General features: G+C 64.4%; 18 protein-coding genes and 2 pseudogenes. 5 read left to right on the top strand and 15 right to left on the bottom strand.

The annotated features are described in order from the left end of the window. Positions 1-366: 366 nt before the first annotated feature. From NR111_RS09495 to NR111_RS09480, 4 genes are all read right to left on the bottom strand, one after another. Positions 367-1,308, bottom strand: coding sequence for a cation diffusion facilitator family transporter (locus NR111_RS09495; RefSeq protein ID WP_017838579.1), 942 nt, complete (start codon positions 1,306-1,308; stop codon positions 367-369). Positions 1,309-1,314: 6 nt separating this feature from the next. Next, positions 1,315-1,692, bottom strand: coding sequence for a helix-turn-helix transcriptional regulator (locus NR111_RS09490; protein ID WP_042330374.1), 378 nt, complete (start codon positions 1,690-1,692; stop codon positions 1,315-1,317). Positions 1,693-1,900: 208 nt separating this feature from the next. Next, entirely contained in the window at positions 1,901-3,856 is a 1,956-nt protein-coding gene (locus tag NR111_RS09485; protein WP_017838576.1) for a cation-translocating P-type ATPase, read from the bottom strand. Between the two features lie 35 nt (positions 3,857-3,891). After that, positions 3,892-4,254, bottom strand: coding sequence for a helix-turn-helix transcriptional regulator (locus tag NR111_RS09480; RefSeq protein ID WP_063973160.1), 363 nt, complete (start codon positions 4,252-4,254; stop codon positions 3,892-3,894). A 306-nt stretch (positions 4,255-4,560) separates the two neighbouring features. On the opposite strand from NR111_RS09480, the gene NR111_RS09475 reads away from it, so the two are divergent. The 5 genes from NR111_RS09475 to NR111_RS09455 all read left to right on the top strand — a co-directional run bounded on the left by NR111_RS09475 (position 4,561) and on the right by NR111_RS09455 (position 8,245). Then, positions 4,561-5,181 carry a TlpA disulfide reductase family protein gene (locus NR111_RS09475; protein ID WP_067717362.1) on the top strand — a complete coding sequence of 207 codons (621 nt, stop codon included), beginning with the start codon at positions 4,561-4,563 and terminating at the stop codon, positions 5,179-5,181. 41 nt (positions 5,182-5,222) lie between these two features. Continuing rightward, positions 5,223-6,077, top strand: coding sequence for a cytochrome c biogenesis CcdA family protein (locus NR111_RS09470; protein ID WP_371517683.1), 855 nt, complete (start codon positions 5,223-5,225; stop codon positions 6,075-6,077). A gap of 108 nt (positions 6,078-6,185) precedes the next feature. Continuing rightward, a complete protein-coding gene (locus NR111_RS09465) occupies positions 6,186-6,545 on the top strand; it encodes a helix-turn-helix transcriptional regulator (RefSeq protein WP_031265411.1) in 360 nt (119 codons plus the stop codon). Beyond that, positions 6,542-7,138 (top strand): cadmium resistance transporter, encoded by a 597-nt coding sequence (locus tag NR111_RS09460; protein ID WP_017838570.1) that lies wholly within the window; start codon positions 6,542-6,544, stop codon positions 7,136-7,138. The genes NR111_RS09465 and NR111_RS09460 overlap by 4 nt, the downstream gene beginning before the upstream one ends. 102 nt (positions 7,139-7,240) lie before the next feature. After that, positions 7,241-8,245, top strand: coding sequence for an arsenic resistance protein (locus NR111_RS09455; RefSeq protein WP_017838569.1), 1,005 nt, complete (start codon positions 7,241-7,243; stop codon positions 8,243-8,245). A gap of 140 nt (positions 8,246-8,385) precedes the next feature. On the opposite strand, the pseudogene NR111_RS09450 reads toward NR111_RS09455, so the two are convergent. The 11 genes and pseudogenes from NR111_RS09450 to NR111_RS18700 all read right to left on the bottom strand — a co-directional run. Further along, positions 8,386-9,306, bottom strand: a pseudogene (locus NR111_RS09450) (NAD(P)-binding domain-containing protein); the annotation flags it as partial. Positions 9,307-9,348: 42 nt separating this feature from the next. Then, positions 9,349-10,671: an IS256 family transposase gene (locus NR111_RS09445; RefSeq protein ID WP_067717354.1), complete on the bottom strand. Its 1,323-nt coding sequence runs from the start codon at positions 10,669-10,671 to the stop codon at positions 9,349-9,351. A gap of 1,531 nt (positions 10,672-12,202) precedes the next feature. Continuing rightward, positions 12,203-13,519 carry a DUF4185 domain-containing protein gene (locus NR111_RS09440; RefSeq protein WP_017838561.1) on the bottom strand — a complete coding sequence of 439 codons (1,317 nt, stop codon included), beginning with the start codon at positions 13,517-13,519 and terminating at the stop codon, positions 12,203-12,205. A 127-nt stretch (positions 13,520-13,646) separates the two neighbouring features. Next, entirely contained in the window at positions 13,647-14,027 is a 381-nt protein-coding gene (locus tag NR111_RS09435; RefSeq protein ID WP_017838560.1) for a hypothetical protein, read from the bottom strand. Between the two features lie 485 nt (positions 14,028-14,512). Beyond that, entirely contained in the window at positions 14,513-15,013 is a 501-nt protein-coding gene (locus tag NR111_RS09430; protein ID WP_156523580.1) for a hypothetical protein, read from the bottom strand. Between the two features lie 191 nt (positions 15,014-15,204). Beyond that, entirely contained in the window at positions 15,205-15,864 is a 660-nt protein-coding gene (locus tag NR111_RS09425) for a hypothetical protein (protein ID WP_156523581.1), read from the bottom strand. Between the two features lie 79 nt (positions 15,865-15,943). Further along, the gene (locus NR111_RS09420; protein WP_156523582.1) at positions 15,944-16,189 is read right to left on the bottom strand and encodes a hypothetical protein; all 246 of its coding nucleotides are present in this window, start codon (positions 16,187-16,189) and stop codon (positions 15,944-15,946) included. 6 nt (positions 16,190-16,195) lie between these two features. After that, on the bottom strand, positions 16,196-16,444 hold the full coding sequence (locus tag NR111_RS09415) for a putative quinol monooxygenase (protein WP_253702053.1): 249 nt from the start codon (positions 16,442-16,444) through the stop codon (positions 16,196-16,198). Positions 16,445-16,559: 115 nt separating this feature from the next. Further along, on the bottom strand, positions 16,560-17,336 hold the full coding sequence (locus NR111_RS09410; protein ID WP_082923922.1) for a recombinase family protein: 777 nt from the start codon (positions 17,334-17,336) through the stop codon (positions 16,560-16,562). 287 nt (positions 17,337-17,623) lie between these two features. Next, positions 17,624-17,953, bottom strand: coding sequence for a hypothetical protein (locus NR111_RS18705; protein WP_256820666.1), 330 nt, complete (start codon positions 17,951-17,953; stop codon positions 17,624-17,626). A gap of 133 nt (positions 17,954-18,086) precedes the next feature. Further along, positions 18,087-18,581 (bottom strand): annotated as a pseudogene (locus tag NR111_RS18700) (LLM class flavin-dependent oxidoreductase); the annotation flags it as partial. Positions 18,582-18,704 lie beyond the last annotated feature (123 nt).

The raw sequence follows: 18,704 nt of genomic DNA, 5'->3' as shown, positions 1-18,704 counted from the left end.
CCTATCGTAGGAAGCGGGTATCCCGGGGTCCGATTCGCGCCTGCTCTGCGCACCCCCGTGACCGGCGACGTTTCATGCGGGCCGTCCACCTGCCGGCGGACTACCGGGCCTGCTCGCATGCGCCCACTCGGCCGCCGCTCTCTCGGACTCCGGGCCTCAGCTGATCAGACAGTCTCGGGTTCGGGCGGTGATCGCGTGGGTCGGCCAGCCTGCCGAGGCCTTCAGGGTCGTACCTTCACCCGCATTGGTGGCCGTCTCCGCGCCCGCCGATCCCTTTCCTGCCGCCGCGCCGAGCAAGTCCGCTGGCCGGACCCGCACTACCCATCGTGCAGAAATGTGAACCGTTCATCTCCGGCTCGTAGCGGGTCAAGCGTGTCGGACTGCGGGAGATTCACGGTCACGCACGGCGGCAGTCTCCAGTTGAATGGTGGCATGGTCAATGGAGACGGGGAAATGCTCCTTGACGCAGGTGAGGATCTCCTCCAGGATCTGCGGGGCGTGACCGGATTCGAAGCACTGATCATCGATCACGACATGCGCGGAGATGACCGGCAGGCCGGTCCCAATCATGGATGCGTGCAAGTCGTGCACGTCCCGAACATGGTCCAGCTCCAGTATGTGATCCCGAACCTCATCCAGATCGAGCCCCGTAGGCGCGTACTCCATCAGCACCCGAACCGTCTGCCGCAGAAGCGTGAACGCGCGCGGGATGATCAAGGCGGCGATGAACAGCGCGGCAATGGTGTCGGCTCGCTGGAAACCGGTGGTGTTGATGACGATCGCCGCAACGATCACCCCCACCGACCCCAAAGCGTCGTTGAGCACCTCCAGAAATGCCGCCCGCATGTTGAAGTTGTCGCCTCGCCTGGAGGCCAGCACCACAATGGCGGCGATATTGGCGATCAGGCCGATCACGCCGAACACCAGCAGTTCGGTACCGGGCACGTCCGCCGGCTCGAAGAGTCTGCGGACGCCTTCGATCGCGGCATAGCTACCGACGACGATCAGCAGGACAGCTTGCCCTAGTGCGGCGATGACTTCGATCCGGGCGAATCCCCAGGTCCGTTTACTGCTCGGTGGACGCAGCATCATCGTCGCGGCTATGACCGCAACCAACAATCCCGACGCATCAGCCAATGCATGAGCGGTGTCGGTCAACAACGCGAGACTGCCAGTGACCACGCTGCCCACCGCTTGGGCCACCACGATGATCGCGGTGATGCAGAACGCGATCAGCAGCCGACGACGCGTCCCGCGATCGGCCTGGGGAGAAGTACTTCCATGGTCGTGACCGTGGCTATGCCCCATCTCGACTCACTCCTGCCCGAGGTCAAGGTCGGGGTGGTCCTGGTGATCGCGCAGCGACGGCGACACCCCGGACGCACTCAACAGCGCATCGGCGGCTTCCACCAGGTCCGCCAGCCGGGCCGGCTCAGCCAGCGAGAACCACGAGGAGCGCCCCTCGATCCGCATTCTGACTAACCCGCAATCCCGCAGGCAAGCCAGGTGCTTGCTCACCGTGGACTGTGCCAGATGCATGTGATCGACCAGATCCCGAACCCGATGCTCACCACTGACCAGATGCTCCAACAACGCCAGTCGAGTTGGTTCTGCCAGAGCATGGAACAACGCTGCATAGGTGTTTCGATCCTCGAACGTCACTGAATCGGGCACCCCATAATTGATCGCCATAGAGCGATGTTAGCACGAACCGTCGATAAGTTCGGGTGGGTCTCGGCCATCGGTGTACGCATTGTTCTTGCTCAGTCGTGCCTGGCAGCTGATGCCCTCCCGTCGATGCCGGGGCGCAGCGCAAGGCCGTCCGGTCGATACCGAGTGTTGTGATGGTTGCCGTCGTTTTTTTCCGGCGGTGTGCGGTGCGGGGCACGCGGGCACAGTGTCAATGAGGGAGCGGTGCCAGCTGGTGCATGTGCCGGCTGTCGTCGCGGTCGGCAGTTCTTGGGCTCGAGGGTCGCTCGAGCTGCCTGGTGCGTGCGGCACGCAGGCCATTGAGTATCACGAAGACTTCGGCGACCTCGTGGACCAGGACGACCGCTGCGAGTCCCAGAATTCCGGTGATCGCCAGTGGAAGCAGAACGATGATGATCGCCAAGGACAGGATGATGTTCTGATTGATGACGCGACGACCGCGGCGGGCGTGGTCTATGGCGCGCGGGATCAGTCGCAAGTCATCGCCGGTGAATGCGACATCCGCCGACTCGACCGCTGCGTCGGAGCCGGTGGCCCCCATGGCGATTCCGATGTCCGCCGAGGCGAGCGCGGGGGCGTCGTTGACACCGTCGCCGATCATCGCCACTGGCCCCCGGCCGTCGGCACGCAACTCGGCGATTGCCTGCGCCTTGTCCTGCGGACGCAGCTCGGCACGCACGTCGGTGATCCCCGCCTCGACGGCCAGTGCATCAGCGGTGCGGGCGTTGTCGCCGGTAAGCATCGTCACGCCCATACCCCTCGACGCCAGCGACGTCATGGCCTCGCCGGCCTCTGGACGCAGCTCGTCGCGCACCCCGATGGCCCCGACCGGGTGGTCGTCGCGGTGGACGACCACCACGGTGATGCCGCGGGCCTCCATCGCGTGAACGTGATCTGCCAGAGGACCTGGGTCGAGCCAGCGCGGGCTGCCGACGGCGATGTGCGCGCCATCGATAAGGCCGGCGATTCCCGCGCCCGCGGACTCGGTGACCGCCGATGCGGCGGGGACCTCGGTAGCTGCGGCGGTGATCGCTGCGGCCAGCGGGTGGGTGCTGTGGGTTTCCAGAGCGGCCGCCCAGCTCAGGACCTCGTCCTGGGCAGCGTTGCCAGTGGTGAGGACCTGCGTGACGGTGGGCTGGTTTCGGGTCAAGGTGCCGGTCTTGTCCACTGCCACATGCCGGAGGTAGCCCATGCGCTCGAACGCGGCACCGGATTTGATGATCACCCCGAACTTGCTGGCCGCACCGATCGCGGAGACGACCGTAATCGGCACCGAGATCGCCAGTGCGCACGGCGAAGCGGCGACCAGTACCACCAGTGCTCGCTCGATCCACAGTCCGGAATCTCCGAAGATCGAGCCGATCAGGGCGACCAGAGCAGCCAGGATGAGAACACCCGGCACCAGCGGGCGGGCCAGGCGGTCGGCGATACGTGCCCGCTCCCCCTTCTCTGTCTGTGCCTGCTCAACCAGTTCGACCACTGTGGTCAAGGAATTGTCTGTCCCTGCGGCGGTGGCCTCGACCTCCAGGACGCCGGAGGTGTTGATCGAGCCGGCCAACACCGCGTCACCGGGCCCGACCTCGACGGGAATGGATTCACCCGTGATCGCCGAGACATCCAGGCTGCTCTGCCCGACACGAACGATCCCGTCGGTGGCCAAACGTTCGCCGGCGACCAGACGCAGCACATCGCCGCGTTCCAGAGACTCAACGGGCACGGTGCGGGTGCCCCCGGTGGCGCCGAGGACGGTGGCACTGGAGGGAATCAGCGCCAACAGGGCCCGCAAGCCCGAGCGGGCCTTGTCCATCGCCCGATCCTCCAGCGCCTCGACGATGGAGTACAAGAAGGCCAGAGCGGCGGCCTCCTCGATGAACCCGAGCCCGACCGCACCGGCGGCGCTGATCGTCATCAGCAGCCCGATACTCAACCGACCCCGGACGAGCAGACCCCGCACCGCGCCTGGAACAAACTGCGAGGCGCCCAGAAGGAGAGCGGTCCAGAACAGCCACGCCGCTGCAGTCTCCGCCCCGGGGCCGTTGGCGAGCCACTCGAGGATCACACCCAGCAGGAGCGTCAGGCCAGAGAACACCGGGATGAGGACGGCACCGTTGCGCCACCACGAAGCGGACTCGTCAGGGCCGGCCACTGGCCCGGCCGGCTCACAACCACACGCGGACGTTGTCACCGCCGACCCCCTTCCGAACTGCAGCAACCCTCGACCGGACACTGCATGTCCAGACAGGGCGCGTTCTCGTCAACGGCAAGAGTCGTCTCGACCAAGGCGTTCAACGCACGTGCCAGATGGGCATCGACGATCTCGTACCGATTCTGCCGACCCTCGAGTTCAACCACGACGATCCCGCAATCCCTGAGACAGGCGAGATGATTCGACACATTTGAACGCGTCAACCCCAGCTCCTGGGCAATCTCGGCGGGATACACGGGCCCATCCAGCAGCCTCATGAGAATTCGAGAACGAGTCGGGTCGGCCATCGCACGACCGAGTCGGTTCATCACACCTTGACGCGAAGCAACAGTCAGCATGCACTGAATAGTACAGGACTCAGTGAACTGTCCCTGGCGGTGTGACCACGCATCTAAAGACGACGAAACCGCAAGGCCAACACAGTCAATGGGCACAGGTGTACCTGGCCTACCCCCGGAACCCACCCGCTTGCCGCGCCGTTCTGGGGCGTTTAACAGGGCGGATAGTGGCTATGGCACGATCGGACAGCGGGAACATCTCGCCAGTGCCGGTCACGTCACTGGTGTTCGAGAGAGCCACCCCGTGCGGCACCGCCGGTTCGGAGCCGAGGGGGCAATGACCCGTCGCAGACCGGAGTGAAAAGCATGGGCAGTATCCGAGCAATCGGTTTCCGCGCGCGCCTCCGGGCGGCCCTGTGTGCGGGCGCCTTTGTCCTCTCCGGTTGTGGGAGTGGCACCGATGCGGTCGCGCAGGGCGGCACGTTTGAGTTCGTCAGTCCAGATGGACAGCTGGAGATCCACTACCCCGAGGAAGAACGGAAACCGGTTGCCGAACTCGCCGGGCCGGATCTGCTTGACCCAGACCAGACCATCGGGCTCGCTGACTACAAGGGCGAGGTGGTGATCCTCAATACGTGGGGCCAATGGTGTGGGCCTTGCCGCACCGAGGTCGACGATCTTCAGCGCCTTCAGGAGGAGTTCGAATCCCAGGGCGCCACCGTGCTCGGGATCAACGTGCGTGATCCCAATCGCGATAAGCCGGTCGACTTCGTGCGCGACAACGGCCTTACCTACCCGTCGATCTGGGACCCGTCCAACGCGGCCGTAGGTGCACTTCGCGGCTTTCCCACCTCGATCGTGCCGACAACCCTCGTGCTTGACCGGCAACACCGGGTGGCCGCCGTGTATTTGGCGGCGGTCACCGATTACCAACTTCGGGACGTCATCGCCGAATTGGTGGCCGACGAGGAGAGTGCCACGCCGTGACGAATGTTGCCGACCTCGTCTTCGCCGGTGCCATGCCGCCGATGGACGGCCTGGTGCTCGCGCAGGGTATCGGTTCGGCGTTCCAACAGACAGCGGCCAGCGGACCCCTTCTGCTCGCCCTCGGCGCCTGCCTACTAGCCGGTCTGGTCTCGTTCGCCTCGCCATGTGTGGTCCCGCTCATCCCCGGCTATCTCGCCTACCTCGCTAGCGTCGTCGGCGCCGAGCGACCACCGGTCACCGTGGCGCAGGCCGAACAGCGCCACAGCGAGTCGCGAACGATCACTCTCGAGGAAAAGAAGGCCAGACAACGCTCGCGCTACCGGGTCGTCGGGGCATCTCTGCTCTTCGTTGGCGGGTTCACCGTTGTGTTCGTCTCGCTTAGCGCAATGGTCCTCGGAACGGTTCAATACCTCGCACCACACGAGGAGTTGCTCCAGCGCATCGGCGGGGTCATCACCATCCTCATGGGTTTGGTCTTCATCGGCTTCGTACCGGTGCTGCAACGAGATACCCGATTCCAGCCGAAGGCTGTCTCTACCTGGGTCGGCGCGCCTCTCCTGGGCGGAGTGTTCGCCCTCGGCTGGACACCCTGCCTCGGACCAACGCTCGCCGCCGCACTGTCCGTCGCCGCCGGAAGCGGCTTCAGCGGCACGCGCGGTGTCATGCTCATCGTCGCCTACTGCCTCGGGCTGGGGCTGCCATTCATCCTCGTCGCCTGGAGCTCCACCTGGGCAATCCGAACCGTCGGCTGGCTACAACGCAACACTCGACGAATCCAGATCATCGGCGGCCTCCTACTCATCGCAGTGGGCATAGCACTGTTCAGTGGCGTGTGGGCACTGTTCATCAGTTGGCTACGGGACTTCGCAATCACCGGCACGACGCTGCCGATTTAACCTTCTGCGCGGCCCTTCCGGGGCGGTAGCGCCCGAGTCACAGAGCCCAGAAATGTCTAACCTGTTCAGACGCCCAGTCAGTTCAGCGCCTACTGTACAGTTCAGTGAATGCTGACTATATCGTCTTGTGTGGATGTGATGAACCGGTTGGGGCGGGCGATGGCCGACCCCACCCGGTCGCGGATACTGCTGACCCTGCTGGAGCGGACGGCCTACCCGGCGGAGCTGGCCCGCGATCTGGAACTGACGCGTTCGAACGTGTCGAACCATCTAGCGTGCCTGCGCGACTGTGGCATCGCGGTCGCCGTGCCCGAAGGCCGCCAGACCCGGTACGAGATCGCTGATCCGCACCTGGCGCGGGCGTTGGCCTCCCTGGTCGAGGTCACCCTCGCAGTCAATGAAAACGCCTCCTGCCTGGACCCGGCCTGTTCGGTGCCGGGTTGTTACGCCACGGAGGTGCAGGGGTGATCCTGTCCTCAGCCCTGCAGGCGATCGGTCTGTTCATCGCCACCAATATCGACGACATCATCGTCCTCTCACTGTTCTTCGCCCGCGGCGCAGGCCAACGCGGCACCACCGCACGCATCCTGGTCGGCCAGTACCTTGGATTCCTAGGCATCCTCGGCGCCGCTGTGCTCGTGGCCTTGGGCGCCGGGACGTTTTTGCCCTCGGAGGCCATCCCGTACTTCGGGCTGATCCCATTAGGCCTGGGACTATGGGCCGCGTGGCAGGCCTGGCGTGGGGACGATGACGACGACGACGCCAAAATCGAAGGTAAGAACGTGACCGTGTGGACCGTGGCCGCGGTGACCTTCGCCAACGGCGGGGACAACATCGGCGTCTACGTCCCAGTCTTCCTCAGCGTCGGCCCGGGAGCCGTGGTGGCCTACTGCGTCGTGTTCCTGGTTCTGGTCTCGGTCCTGGTGGGCCTGGCCAAGTTCGTGGCCACCCGTCGGCCAGTCGCCGAGGCTTTAGAACGCTGGGAACACATCTTGTTCCCCATTGTCCTGATCGGCCTGGGCATCTTTATCCTGGTCAGCGGCGGAGCCTTCGGACTCTAATCACGGCCGGCCCTCCCGCCGCCCACTCTCACTGCCACTGCCGACCAGGATCGTCAGCGACGTGAGGCCGAAGGCAAGGCCCTGTCCCGAGGAGGACGAACAATGATCACGTGGCTGGAGCGGTGGCAGATACCCCTGTACCTGGTGGCCCTGGGGGTCGGTGCCGTGTTCGGGCTGGCCACCCCTTCCGCCGCCCCGGGTCTGGAGCAGGCAATCAACCCGGTACTGATGGTGCTGCTGTACGCCACATTCCTGGGCGTGCCGCTGACCCGGCTCGGTCGCGCGCTGCGTGACGGCCGGTTCCTGGCCGGGCTGTTGGTGCTGAATTTCGCCATCGTTCCGGTCGTGGTCTACGGGCTCTCCCGGTTCGTCGCTGACGACCAGGCCCTGCTGCTGGGTGTATTGCTGGTGCTGCTTGCCCCGTGCATCGACTACGTCATCGTCTTCTCCGGGTTAGCTGGCTCCGCGCACGACCGGCTACTGGCCGCGGCCCCGCTGCTGATGCTCGTGCAGATGCTGTTGCTGCCTGCCTACCTGGGCCTATTTATGGGCCCCAGCCTGTTCGAGGTCTTGGACGTCGCCCCGTTCCTTGAGGCCTTCCTGTTATTGATCGTCACACCCTTGGTTCTGGCGGCCATCACGCAGTACCTGGCCGCACGGTCCGCCTCCGCCCGGAAGCTCATGGACGCGATGGAGTCACTGATGGTGCCGCTGATGATGGCCACCCTCGCCGTCGTGATTGCCTCGCAAGTCGACGCCGTCCGGACGGATCTGTCCTCACTGCTGCGGGTCATCCCGGTCTATGTCGGCTTCCTCGTCGTGATGATCCCCTTGGGAATCCTCACCGGCCGGGTCTTCAGCCAGGATGCCCCGTCGACACGGGCGTTGGTCTTCTCCGGGGCGACCCGCAACTCGCTGGTCATACTGCCCCTCGCCCTGGCCCTGCCCGACCCATTTGCCCTGGTCGCGGTCGTCGTGGTCACCCAAACCCTCGTCGAACTCGTCGGCATGGTCACCTACGTCCGGCTCATACCCCGCCTCATTCCACACCACCCTGGAGCCCGCTCCCTAACAACTTCGCCAGCTCCCAAGGGCAACCCGCCCTGATGTCCGCACAGGCCCTGTGGGGACCGACACCAGCCCAGGGCGCGTAATAACCAACGGGAGGGATCCGAGCCCCGCCGAACTGGCGGCATAGCTCGCACTCCCCTCACCCCCGAGGGAGATCACTCTGGTGGTGGCTGCGCCTATTTCACGGTTCTGCCAACTGATGCGGCGATTCTCCGGGCAGCCTGTTTGGCATAGGGCCCCACACCGGTGATCGTTGCCGCTCCGGGACCGGTCCAGTCGCCGTAGCCGACCACATGGAGGCCCGGATGCTTTGGTCGACCGTGGTCGAGCAACCGGCGTATCGGCCCGATCGCGGAGCGAAAACCCGTGCACCAAATCAGGTGATCGGCGTCGATCTCATCCAGTGAGGTGAACATCGGCGTGGCCTGCAGCCGTCCGGTGTCCCGAGCGCGGCGCACCTCTGGCAGGACGACGATGTCTCCTAAGGCTGAGTCTGTCCCGGGGTCGGGCTCGCCGCGCTGCAGGGCAAGGGCACGTAGTCGGTTGCGGCGGAACAGCACCCGTCCGTCGACCTCGTCGGGCATCCAGCGTGGTGGCTGACGGGTGTACCAGGTCACCTCGGCGACGCTCGTGAGTTCTGCGGCGATCTGGGCGCCGGAGTTCGCGCCGCCCACGACCGCGACTGTGGTACTTCGAAAGGGAGTTGTACCGGGGTAGTTGGCGGAATGCCACTGCGTGCCGGCGAAGGTTCCTGGGTGGGAGGGAACAAAGGGGGCGGACCACGTCCCGGTGGCCGCGACCACGTTCTCGGTCGTCCACGACTTCGTGCCCGCCCAGACGTGGTAGGTGCCCTTCTCGTAGATCACCTCGTTGACCGTGACGGGACGCTGGACCGGAATCCGGTAGCGCCGTTCATAGGCAGCGAGATAGTCCACGACATGGCAGGCCGGTGGAAACCCGTCATAAGGGGGCATCGGCCAGCCCGGCAGATTGGAGAACTCAGCGGTGGAGAACAGGCGCAGGGACGGCCAGACGTGTAACCAGCCCCCACCCGGGTTGGGTTGATTATCCAGAACGAGGGTGTCCACGCCTGACCGGGGTCTGTCAACTTAACGGTGTATCTCTGCTTGTGTAGTGGGTTAGTTGCGGTGGGCTGAGAGTCGGCCGTCGAAGGCGATGTCGAACGCGTTGAGTGCTTGCTTCCAGCGTTGGGTCCACCGGGCTCGGCCCTTGCCAGTGGGGTCCAGTGCCATCACGGCGAGGTAGACGCACTTGAGCGCGGCCTGCTCGTTGGGGAAGTGGCCCCGGGCCCTGACGGCCTTGCGTATGCGGGCGTTGACCGACTCGATGGCGTTTGTGGTGCACACGATCCGCCGGATCTCGCGGTCAAACTGTAGGAAGGGCACGAACTCGGCCCAGCTGTTCGACCAGAGTCGGACGATCGCCGGATACTTCTGCCCCCATTCCTCCTGGAATTCCAGGAAGCGTTCCTCGGCCTCGTCAACGGTCGCGGCCTGGTAGACGGGCTTGAGAGCGCGGGAGATCGCGTCCCAGTCCTGGCGGGCGGAGTAGCGGAAGCTATTGCGCATCAGGTGCACGATGCAGGTTTGCACGATCGTGTCCGACCAGACGGTGTTCACCGCGTCAGGCAGACCCTTGAGCCCGTCGCAGACGAGCATGAGGACGTCCTCGACGCCGCGGTTCTTGATCTCGGTCAGCACCTGCAGCCAGTACTTGGCGCCCTCGCCGCCGTCGCCGGCCCACAGTCCGAGGATGTCGCGGTTACCGTCCACGGTCACGGCCAACGCGATATAAATGGGCCGGTTAGCGACCTGCCCGTCGCGGACCTTGACGTTGATGCAATCGACGAACACCACCGGATACACCGGGTCCAGAGGGCGGTTCTGCCACTCGGCCATCCCGTCCAGGACCTTGTCGGTGATGGTGCTGATGGTCGTCTTCGACACCTCCGAGCCGTACACGTCGGCCAGGTGCGCCGAGATGTCACCATGTGTCATCCCACGGGCCGACAGTGAGAGCACGATGTCCTCGATCGACCCGAGCCGGCGCTGCCGCTTGCGCACGACCACCGGCTCGAACGAGCCAGCACGATCCCGCGGCACATCGACCTCCACCGGTCCGGCCTTGGTCAACACCGTCTTGGACCTCGTACCGTTGCGAGCGTTGCCTTCGTCCACGCCCTTGGACCGCTCGTGCTTGTCGTAGCCCAGGTGAGCGGTGATCTCGCCCTCCAGGGCCGACTCCAGGACCAGCTTGGTCAGCTGCCCGAGCAGACCGTCCTCGCCCTCCACGGACAGTCCCTGCCGCTGGGCCTGGCCTACCAACTGCGCCACCAGCTCCTTGTCCACCACCGGTGACTGCTCACCCGCCGTCGTCGACACCGGCTGCTCCTTGACCTCCGTCGCGACCGGCGCCAGCGCCGGCTCAACCTGCTTACTCATCGTGTACCTCCTAGATCGGAGTTACACCGTTGAAAGTACAGTCCCGCAAATGGCCACGAGCCGAATTGCTAGGTGTGACACTTGGAAAACGCCCCAAGGTGGAACATACTCATCCAGTATTCTCCGACGAGGGTACTGGTTCGATGGGGCAACGGGAGACCAACCGTTTGGCTACGATAAGGCACGGGGTAAGCACTGGGTATGGAACAGAAACATATGGAAGGCGACGGTAGGAAACGCGGGGGGCTGTAACGAGTCTCAGTCGAATCCCACCGCTGGAGTATTCACAAACTGGTTCGACCGCTTGACATGTCGTGTCATTAACTCAATTCCCGTCGATTGCAGTCAATGGGAAAGTAAGCGGGTTCGCTCTATCGAAGTGCGATCAACCACCCAGAACACCCCGCCTGGCAGCGAGATGCTAGGCAATCTCAGTATCTACTGTGAGAATACGCCGCCTAGCGACCAACTGTGTCCGATTTGGGTAGGCTACGCAGTCCCTCCACATCCTGACGATACTCCGCCACCGTACAACTAACTAGGTAACCCGTCGGGGCATCGCAGTTGAGCGATGCCCCGACACCGGCGTTGCCCAGGTTACGCTTTTGTGCGACAGATATTGAATCCTAAAGTTACCATTACATTAGAGCGGCAAAGTTATGAACCAAGACGGGCCAACCGAGAACCACTGGACTGACACGTTTTCAGAAAATGAGCACTCGCGGGCTTTTCCATTCATCACCCAATGCCATCGCGAATTGCAGTCGCGGTACTGCGACGACGCCAACCGAGATATGCCGTCGCGCTTCCTTTGTTACTTGCTGAACGAGATTCGCACTAACACATTAACCGAATGCTGGTGCGTAGGCGTACGCGACGCTGGAGTACTTGGCGATGGCAGCGCATGGATCAAATATAGTTTTGGCGAATTGAAATTTGCTATTGCTCTTCGAATTGACGCCTCCGTTATCAAGGCGCACACCGACCACTTAGCGAGGTATGCAAGCGAACTTGCAGCTTTCACAATTGGAGAGCCGGGCATCAACTTGGCAAATTCAGAAATCGTGGACGGCACCTACTGGTTTAGGGTGGACAGATAGTTAACCGTTCTGTGTACGCTATTCAGGGCAGTTGGTGGGCAGTTCGGCGAGGGCGTCTGGGTATGCGCCGTGGCCGTTCAGGGCGAAGCCCGCGAGGCCAACGACGTCGCGGCGCCAGCGCAGGAGCCCGAGGAATAACGGCTCCCCTACTTGGTTGGCTGCGTGGCGGCTGGAGCGTGCTCGCCGACGGCGACTCCCCCATCCGTTCGGACTTGGGTCGGGGAACGCCGGAAACACGTAACGTTTCCTGTTCCCGGATGCTGTGGATCTGAGTGCGGTGACGACGGACGCAACGCTGGCATTGCTGCCGCCCAGAACTGCACCCGTTCTGGGCGGCCACTAATTGATCCGACAGACATTGCGGAAAAGCGACACCGCCCGGGACGCCCGGGCCAAGGGGCGCACCGCCGAGGAGTCCGCTCGAGAAGGGCCTACTCCGCGGTCATCGGGTCATAGTTTTCGTGATCGGCCGGGGTTGTGCGATCGTCCTCGAGTTCTCCTTGTAAGGCAGAGCGGAGCCAATCATGATCGACCTCGGCGTCGACTGCGTCCGCGAGAACCGCGACCTGCTCGGCCACGGGGAGCTGAGAGACGTCAGGCGCCAGGTCCCCCGTGTACTCCTCGGTCACGTGACTGGACTCGGAGGACAGGTTCTCGGTCGCTGCCCGCGCCGTCGGAGAGGAACTCAGGGAGCCGGACCCTCCACCGAAGAGGCTGACCTCCCATTGCCTCGTGCCGTAGTAGAGCGTCTGGCCATTCACCTGCGGCCACGCTGACAGCAGCATTTGCGCACGGCCCAAGTTGCTGTACGGATGGATCGCCGGCGCGTAAAGGGCTGGCTGCTCGACTCCGGTGACCTGAATGGCGGGCATCGTCCATAGGCCTTCCGGGCGAGGAGCGGTCCGGGTGACGGCGCCAAGGATGCCGTCGCAGTACGAGAGCACGACTCGTCCGTCGATGACTTGAGCGGAGAGCTCGCCGATGGCGTTGTTAGGAACCGTGGGGGTGAGGATCGGGGTCGTGAAACCACCGCGGCGCCATGCCCATGTTCCGCCGCCGTCTCGACCCCAGAACTCATAGGTTGAACGGTTCCACATGCTGCGCCAGTCCACGCGCACGAGATGGATGCCGCCGCCGTTCCAACGGCCCTCGTTGGTGCCGTAGATGTAAACCCAAGGTTCGCCGGGGAGCATGAGCATCGTGTTGTTCTGGAAGTGACTCCACTCCCCCACGTTAGGGAAGTCGAAGTTCTCGCGATTGACCTCCAGATCCCACGTGCGTTCCCAGTTCTCGGCGTGGGCTTCGGTCGAGGTCCACATGCGCGAGTGGAAGGTCGCCCAGCTCCCGCCGGGCGAGATCGGATCCCAGGACCGGATCGCGAAAGTTGTCATCATGTACCGGCCGTCGGGCAGGTGGATCAGGTCGTTCGGAATGTTGGTGAAGCCGTCCGGGAGCTCGCCAGCATGGACCGTTCCGCGGTGCTGATAGTTGATCATCTCTTTGGCGTAGGCGCCGCCGATGGCGTTGTCCCACCGGATGCCGTTCTCAATGTCTGGGTTGGACTGGCGAAACCCGACTGGAGACCTCCAGCCGCTGCCGCCGACGTGGTCGACGAAGGTGTCGCCGAAGATCGTGATCGTGTACCCGTGGTTGGTGATCGCCGGGAACCCGAGATCGGTTGCTGAGGCGCCCCAACGCCCAGTTTCGTTCGGGCCTGTCAGCTCTTTGACCAGTCGTGCCATCGTCATGCCTCCTGTGTCGAGAAGTCGCCTTGGCGACGAAGTGAGCAACGTCAGTTTGCGTCGTTCACATCCACCGTGCCATGCGGGTACGACACGAAACTGAACGATTAGTTCACGAAGGAGGTGAATCTCGTTAGAGTCCGGGGATCATGCCCGGGTACAGGAAGACGTTGGACGCTGGAGTAGACGATCCAAGGCCCAGAATGGGGCGCAGCTTGTGTGGGTTCCCGGCTTGGTCGGCCTGCCAGCAGTTGTCGTACCCGCGGAACCCGGTACACACGATCTTCGTGGTCGTGCCAAACGGCGAGATGATTCTCGGCAGGCCGATGAAGGGATTGTAGAACTCCAGACGGTCAGGGGTGAGCGCAAAGCTGGTCACGTCGACTGGCCGGACGGGAGATCCCTGCCCGGGATCAACGGGCCAGGCGTCCTGAGCGTTCGCTTGTCCCACACCGACAAGCATTGATGCAGTGGCCAATGTGACGGCGGCGAGCGTGGCAAGGGTGCGGCGCATAATCAATTCCTTGCTGGGAGGGACGGTCTCAACCCGGTTATCGTCGCAGAAGTCGTATGCGTTAACAACGGAGCAAGCTGGCGTTCTCAGGCGCTCAGCGCTACTGGGAACTTGAGGGTGCACCCATCCAGGTGAACCGGTGACCGGTCGGATGGCCAGTTGCACCGCCTCAGGCCTGAAAGCGTAGGTGCCACTCGATGGCGTCGCCCACCACCAGAGTCGTGACGTGGCCGTCCTCGGCCACGAACCGGACGCTGACTCGGGAAAGTGGAGCATCGGACATGCGCCGAGCGTAGCCGCGCCAACGTGCACTTCTCGAAGAGAGCCGTGCCCCCAACATCTCCACCGGCGGGCGTCTCCTCTCTCTCCCCCGCCCCCGATTCCTAAGAACTGCGTAGGCCGTCCCAGTTCCTTGGTTGTGGGACGGAGACTGTCGACCCGCAGTTTCGGTTTGTGAGTCGCAACGCGCTACACATCGTGCTTGTTCACGAAGACCAGGTGCGCCGCCGAGAGAGAAGGTCCGGGTTGATGACGCGGACCGCTTGAATCAGAGCGATGCCCAGTAGTCCGTAGATCCACACGGAGTACGACCACGGGCTGTGGGTAACCATGCTGACGCGGGGGTCGTCCCTGGTCCAGTAGGTGCAGCGAACCCCGGCGGGGAGCAGTTCGTACCCATGGGACCAGTTGAGGTTGGTGTGAAATGTGCTGACCTGTTCCTGCGGGGGAAGCCGTTCGGGAGGAAAGCCGTCCGGCACGTGACCGTCGCGAAGGGCGCAGGTATAGCCGGGGTAGTCGTTGTAGTCGTCACTGCCGGCGAAGCCGAGGAACGCGATCGCTCCGCAAATCGACAGCACTGCAGAGACAGCGGCTGCACTTCGTCTGGCACCTCGCCCGGTCGCCTTGAAGGAAACCCAGACGGTGAAAATCCAGATCGCAAGCGACAGGGCTACCGGAGGCAGTAGCGGAATCAGGAATGCCTCCACGGGTACCTCCTAGTTGTCGCACTGTGCGGGATCGGGACAGGTACGCGTGTCAGTCGGTGGCTGCCGACGAGTTCCCCATCGCAAGACCCCTCGATTGCGGCGCTCAGTGGCGGGGTTCTGCCAGGACTGACTGGCAGCCCGGTGTCATGCTGCAGCACCTACCGCGAGCGAAAATCCCAGCGTCGCCACAGCTAGGACTGCGGGAGGTCGCGGATCAGCGGGACTACTTCCCACTGGATGTCGCTTCGCACCTCCTCGACCAGATCCGGCCTAGTCGAGTAGACCTCAATCCATCCTGTCTCCGGTTGAACCTCGAGGAACAGCGTCTCGTCGTCGGACCACAAGAAGGATGGTTCGGGGTAGAGGAACGGGTCCGTAAGAGCGGCGGTCGAGGCCGATACCAGCTGGTAGTCGTAGTCGCTGCCATAAGCGCTGTCGTCCACGATTTTGATGATGCGCGTGTCCTCGGGGTCTCCGATTGGATCACCCCACACCGTCCAGATCGCCGCCTTCCACTCCTGACAAGACGCGGTGCGAGAAAAGCGCTGCACGATCTCGATGGCAGGGCCCGCGCTGCACCCGACGAAACGATCCACATCCGTCGCTTGCTCCGGGGAGGTGGCGCTGTCGATCATCGCCGTCAATCCGCGGCGGGGCGGATACTGCGCACCCACCCACTCAGCAACCTCACGCCATGAACACCAACCGGCCACGTCACGGCCCGCACGGAGCGTGATCGGACACAGGATCCGCACCCCGTGCGGAAAGAGTTCTCGAACCGCGCTCACGGTCCGCGCCTCGAGCAACGCTGCGATGCGCCCCTCGACTCCGCATGGCACCCATCCGGTCACGCCGGTAATCCCCCTCCGGTCGACCGCGCGCCAGTGAGCGCCGATTCGTACTTACGCAGGACAGCCGGCGTCGCGCTGCTCACCGCGAGGTCGCCCGCCTGGCGTCGACTGCCCGGTGGAGGGCCCAGATGATCAGCCCCACGACGGGCAGGAGGAACGCCACCATGAACCATAGGAACGTCTCGGGCCACGGCGCTGCGCGGCGCCGTTCAGCGACGACGATCGCGACCGGGATCAGCAACCACACCAGGCCGGCGAGGAGCCATACGACGTCAAAGGCCAGCGGAATCACTGCATCCGCACTGTCTGCGGCGAAAGTAGTCATGCCGAGTCAGAGCCCCGTGATGCAGTAGTCGCGCTCAATACCTGCTGTCACTATCCCCCACTCACTGCCGCGAACCCGCTCCTGATGCCTGCGGAACGAAGCGGCGTCGTCGAAGACCTCCTCGACGCCCCACACCAGACGATCCTCGGTCCGGGTCACCGAGAATGACCTGCAGCCCTGCTCAGCTCGCGTCAACTCAACATGACATGGCAAGTGGGTGTCGACAAGAGCGGCTTCGCGTTCGTCGCGACACACCAATCGACCCTTCAGATGAACTTCGGTCACAAGTCCAGTATCGGCTACCCCTCAAGCGGCACGCCCTTGAACAGCGCAACGGGCCGACCATCAGCGGTCACGGTGCGCGGCGCTGTCACGGTGCGCGGCGCTGGAGGGCGCGATACAGGGTGGAGCGGCCTACCCCGAGATCTCGAGCGATCGCTGACGGCCCCTCCCCTGCCTCCACGCGGGCTCGGGCTTTACCGATCTGTTCGTCGGTCAGCACGCGTTTGCGTCCCCTGTATTTGCCTTTCGCTTTGGCGATGGCAATGCCCTCGGCTTGGCGTTCACGGATGATGGCCCGCTCGAACTCGGCGAACGCCCCGAGCAGCGAAAGCATCAGGTCTGCTCGTGGATCCTGGGCGCCGGCGGCGTAAGTGGCGCGTTCGTGGACGAACTCCACGCTCGCGCCTTTGGCGGTGATCTCGCCAACGATCTGCTTAAGATCCACGAGGGAGCGAGCGAGTCGGTCCATCGATGCAACGACGAGCTCGTCACCGTCCCGCAGGTACCTGATGCACTCAGCGAGCTTCACCCGGTCCGCGCGAGAGCGTGCGGACTGCTTTTCTATATAGACCTGATCGCACTCCCCAACCGCCTCGAGCTGACGCGCCTCATTCTGATCCGCGGCCGACACCCGCACGTACGCCACCCGCTGCCCACGAGGCCGCGAGGACCGGCGAGCCGGCTTCCGGGCCGGCCCCGATTCTCCCTCGACGATATTCTCCGAGTCCGTGGACTCGACTCGGATTGACCAGTCCAGCTCGTCCCGGCGACGGAACCTGGTACGCACGCTCCCGCGGCTGACGATGAGCACCTCCTCGCCACCGTCACCCGAGCGATTGAGCAACATCCCGATTCGATCAGCCATCGAAAGAGCCTTTCGTCCGGAATCTGTACCACTACACACTAGACCCGAAGGGACGGCGTTTCATAACTCTAGAAACCACCTTGTGACACAGCGACGATGGCGGACTCGTGCTCGTCCCCCTGGGGTGTACTCGACAAACCACATTGCTGCTAAGGAGTACTGGGGAGATCTACGAGCGTCGCCAGCGGTCAGTGGCGAGGATCAACCGGCTCTCCAAAAAACAGAGACTGACAAGCCCCTCTGGCAACCGACGCGTCTCCAGTCGGCAAAACCTGTCGGGCCAGGCGTCAGCCGAGCAGCCCCTCGGCCGCGATCCGCCAGTCCTCCACCGGCGGCGTCAGCACGTTCTCGCCGAGCACCTGCACCAGCACGGTCGAGGCCCCTGCGTCCAGGTGCTCCTGCACCCGCGCCCGCGTCGCCTCGACCCCGCGGGTGACCATCGCATGCTTGAGCCGATCGCTGCCCCCGCGCACGTAGTCCGACTCGTCGAACCCCTGCCGGGTCCACGAGTTCCGATAGTTCGGCAGGCCCGTATAGACGTTGAGGTGATCGTGGGCCCGCGACCGCCACACCTCGTTGTCGTCGACCCCCTCGGCCACCACCGCGGCGTGCTCCACGACCAGGGCCGGCCCGTCGTCGGCGGTCCCGCCGAGGATCTCGCGCGCCCGCGCGGTGTGCTCGGGCAGGGTCAGGTAAGGGGCGGGCGCCGGCGGTGCGGTCGCGCGACAACTCGAGCATCTTGGGGCCGAGCGCGGCGAGCACGACCGGCGGCATGGTGTCCTCGCCCGCCGCCATGGGCTGAGTCCGGTCGAGCGCGTCGAGGTACTCGCGCATCGCCGACAGCGGCCGGCCGTAGTGGTGGCCGCGGTGGCGCTCGACCAGCGGCGCGTGCGAGACGCCGAGGCCCAGGACGAACCGGCCCGGGTGCATCGCCTCGATCGTGCGGGCGGCCGCCCCCGCCGCCGAGGCGTCGCGGCCGTAGATGTTGGCGATGCCGGTGCCGATCGCCATCCGGCGCGTGGCGCCCAGGTACAGCTGCGCGGCGGTGAAGGCCTCCCGGCCGACGGCCTCGCCGAACCACAGCGAGCCCCAGCCCTGGTCGTCGAGTTCACCGAGCACGTCGGGGATCGCCGCCGGCGTCAGTCCCTCCAGCGAGCCGGTCCACAGGCCGATCCGGCCGAGCTGCTCGCGACCTGCGGGGCGGTGGCGGGTTCGGTGGGATGCACTGTCCTGGAGGGCACTCATGTCCCCGAGTGTGCCCGACCCCGTCGTCGCCGGGCCGGCCATTCGCCGCAAACGGCCGCGGCCGTCGACCCGGTCGCGACACACTGAGCTGACACGTGTTGCAGTGACACGCGGCACACCCCC

It is taken from the genome of Dietzia sp. Die43, from assembly GCF_024519835.1.
GTDB lineage: Bacteria > Actinomycetota > Actinomycetes > Mycobacteriales > Mycobacteriaceae > Dietzia > Dietzia kunjamensis.
Note: the sequence above shows the minus strand (reverse complement) of the source record. Positions and strands in the feature narration are given on the sequence as shown.

What these genes read in the sequence shown, in the direction of transcription:
- NR111_RS09490 (WP_042330374.1), bottom strand. Translation starts at nt 1,692, where the DNA reads ATGGCGATCAATTATGGGGTGCCCGATTCAGTGACGTTCGAGGATCGA.
- NR111_RS09445 (WP_067717354.1), bottom strand. Translation starts at nt 10,671, where the DNA reads ATGAGTAAGCAGGTTGAGCCGGCGCTGGCGCCGGTCGCGACGGAGGTC.
- NR111_RS09470 (WP_371517683.1), top strand. Translation starts at nt 5,223, where the DNA reads ATGGACGGCCTGGTGCTCGCGCAGGGTATCGGTTCGGCGTTCCAACAG.
- NR111_RS09465 (WP_031265411.1), top strand. Translation starts at nt 6,186, where the DNA reads ATGCTGACTATATCGTCTTGTGTGGATGTGATGAACCGGTTGGGGCGG.
- NR111_RS09475 (WP_067717362.1), top strand. Translation starts at nt 4,561, where the DNA reads ATGGGCAGTATCCGAGCAATCGGTTTCCGCGCGCGCCTCCGGGCGGCC.
- NR111_RS09440 (WP_017838561.1), bottom strand. Translation starts at nt 13,519, where the DNA reads ATGACGATGGCACGACTGGTCAAAGAGCTGACAGGCCCGAACGAAACT.
- NR111_RS09495 (WP_017838579.1), bottom strand. Translation starts at nt 1,308, where the DNA reads ATGGGGCATAGCCACGGTCACGACCATGGAAGTACTTCTCCCCAGGCC.
- NR111_RS09435 (WP_017838560.1), bottom strand. Translation starts at nt 14,027, where the DNA reads ATGCGCCGCACCCTTGCCACGCTCGCCGCCGTCACATTGGCCACTGCA.
- NR111_RS09410 (WP_082923922.1), bottom strand. Translation starts at nt 17,336, where the DNA reads ATGGCTGATCGAATCGGGATGTTGCTCAATCGCTCGGGTGACGGTGGC.
- NR111_RS09480 (WP_063973160.1), bottom strand. Translation starts at nt 4,254, where the DNA reads ATGCTGACTGTTGCTTCGCGTCAAGGTGTGATGAACCGACTCGGTCGT.
- NR111_RS09420 (WP_156523582.1), bottom strand. Translation starts at nt 16,189, where the DNA reads ATGACTACTTTCGCCGCAGACAGTGCGGATGCAGTGATTCCGCTGGCC.
- NR111_RS09455 (WP_017838569.1), top strand. Translation starts at nt 7,241, where the DNA reads ATGATCACGTGGCTGGAGCGGTGGCAGATACCCCTGTACCTGGTGGCC.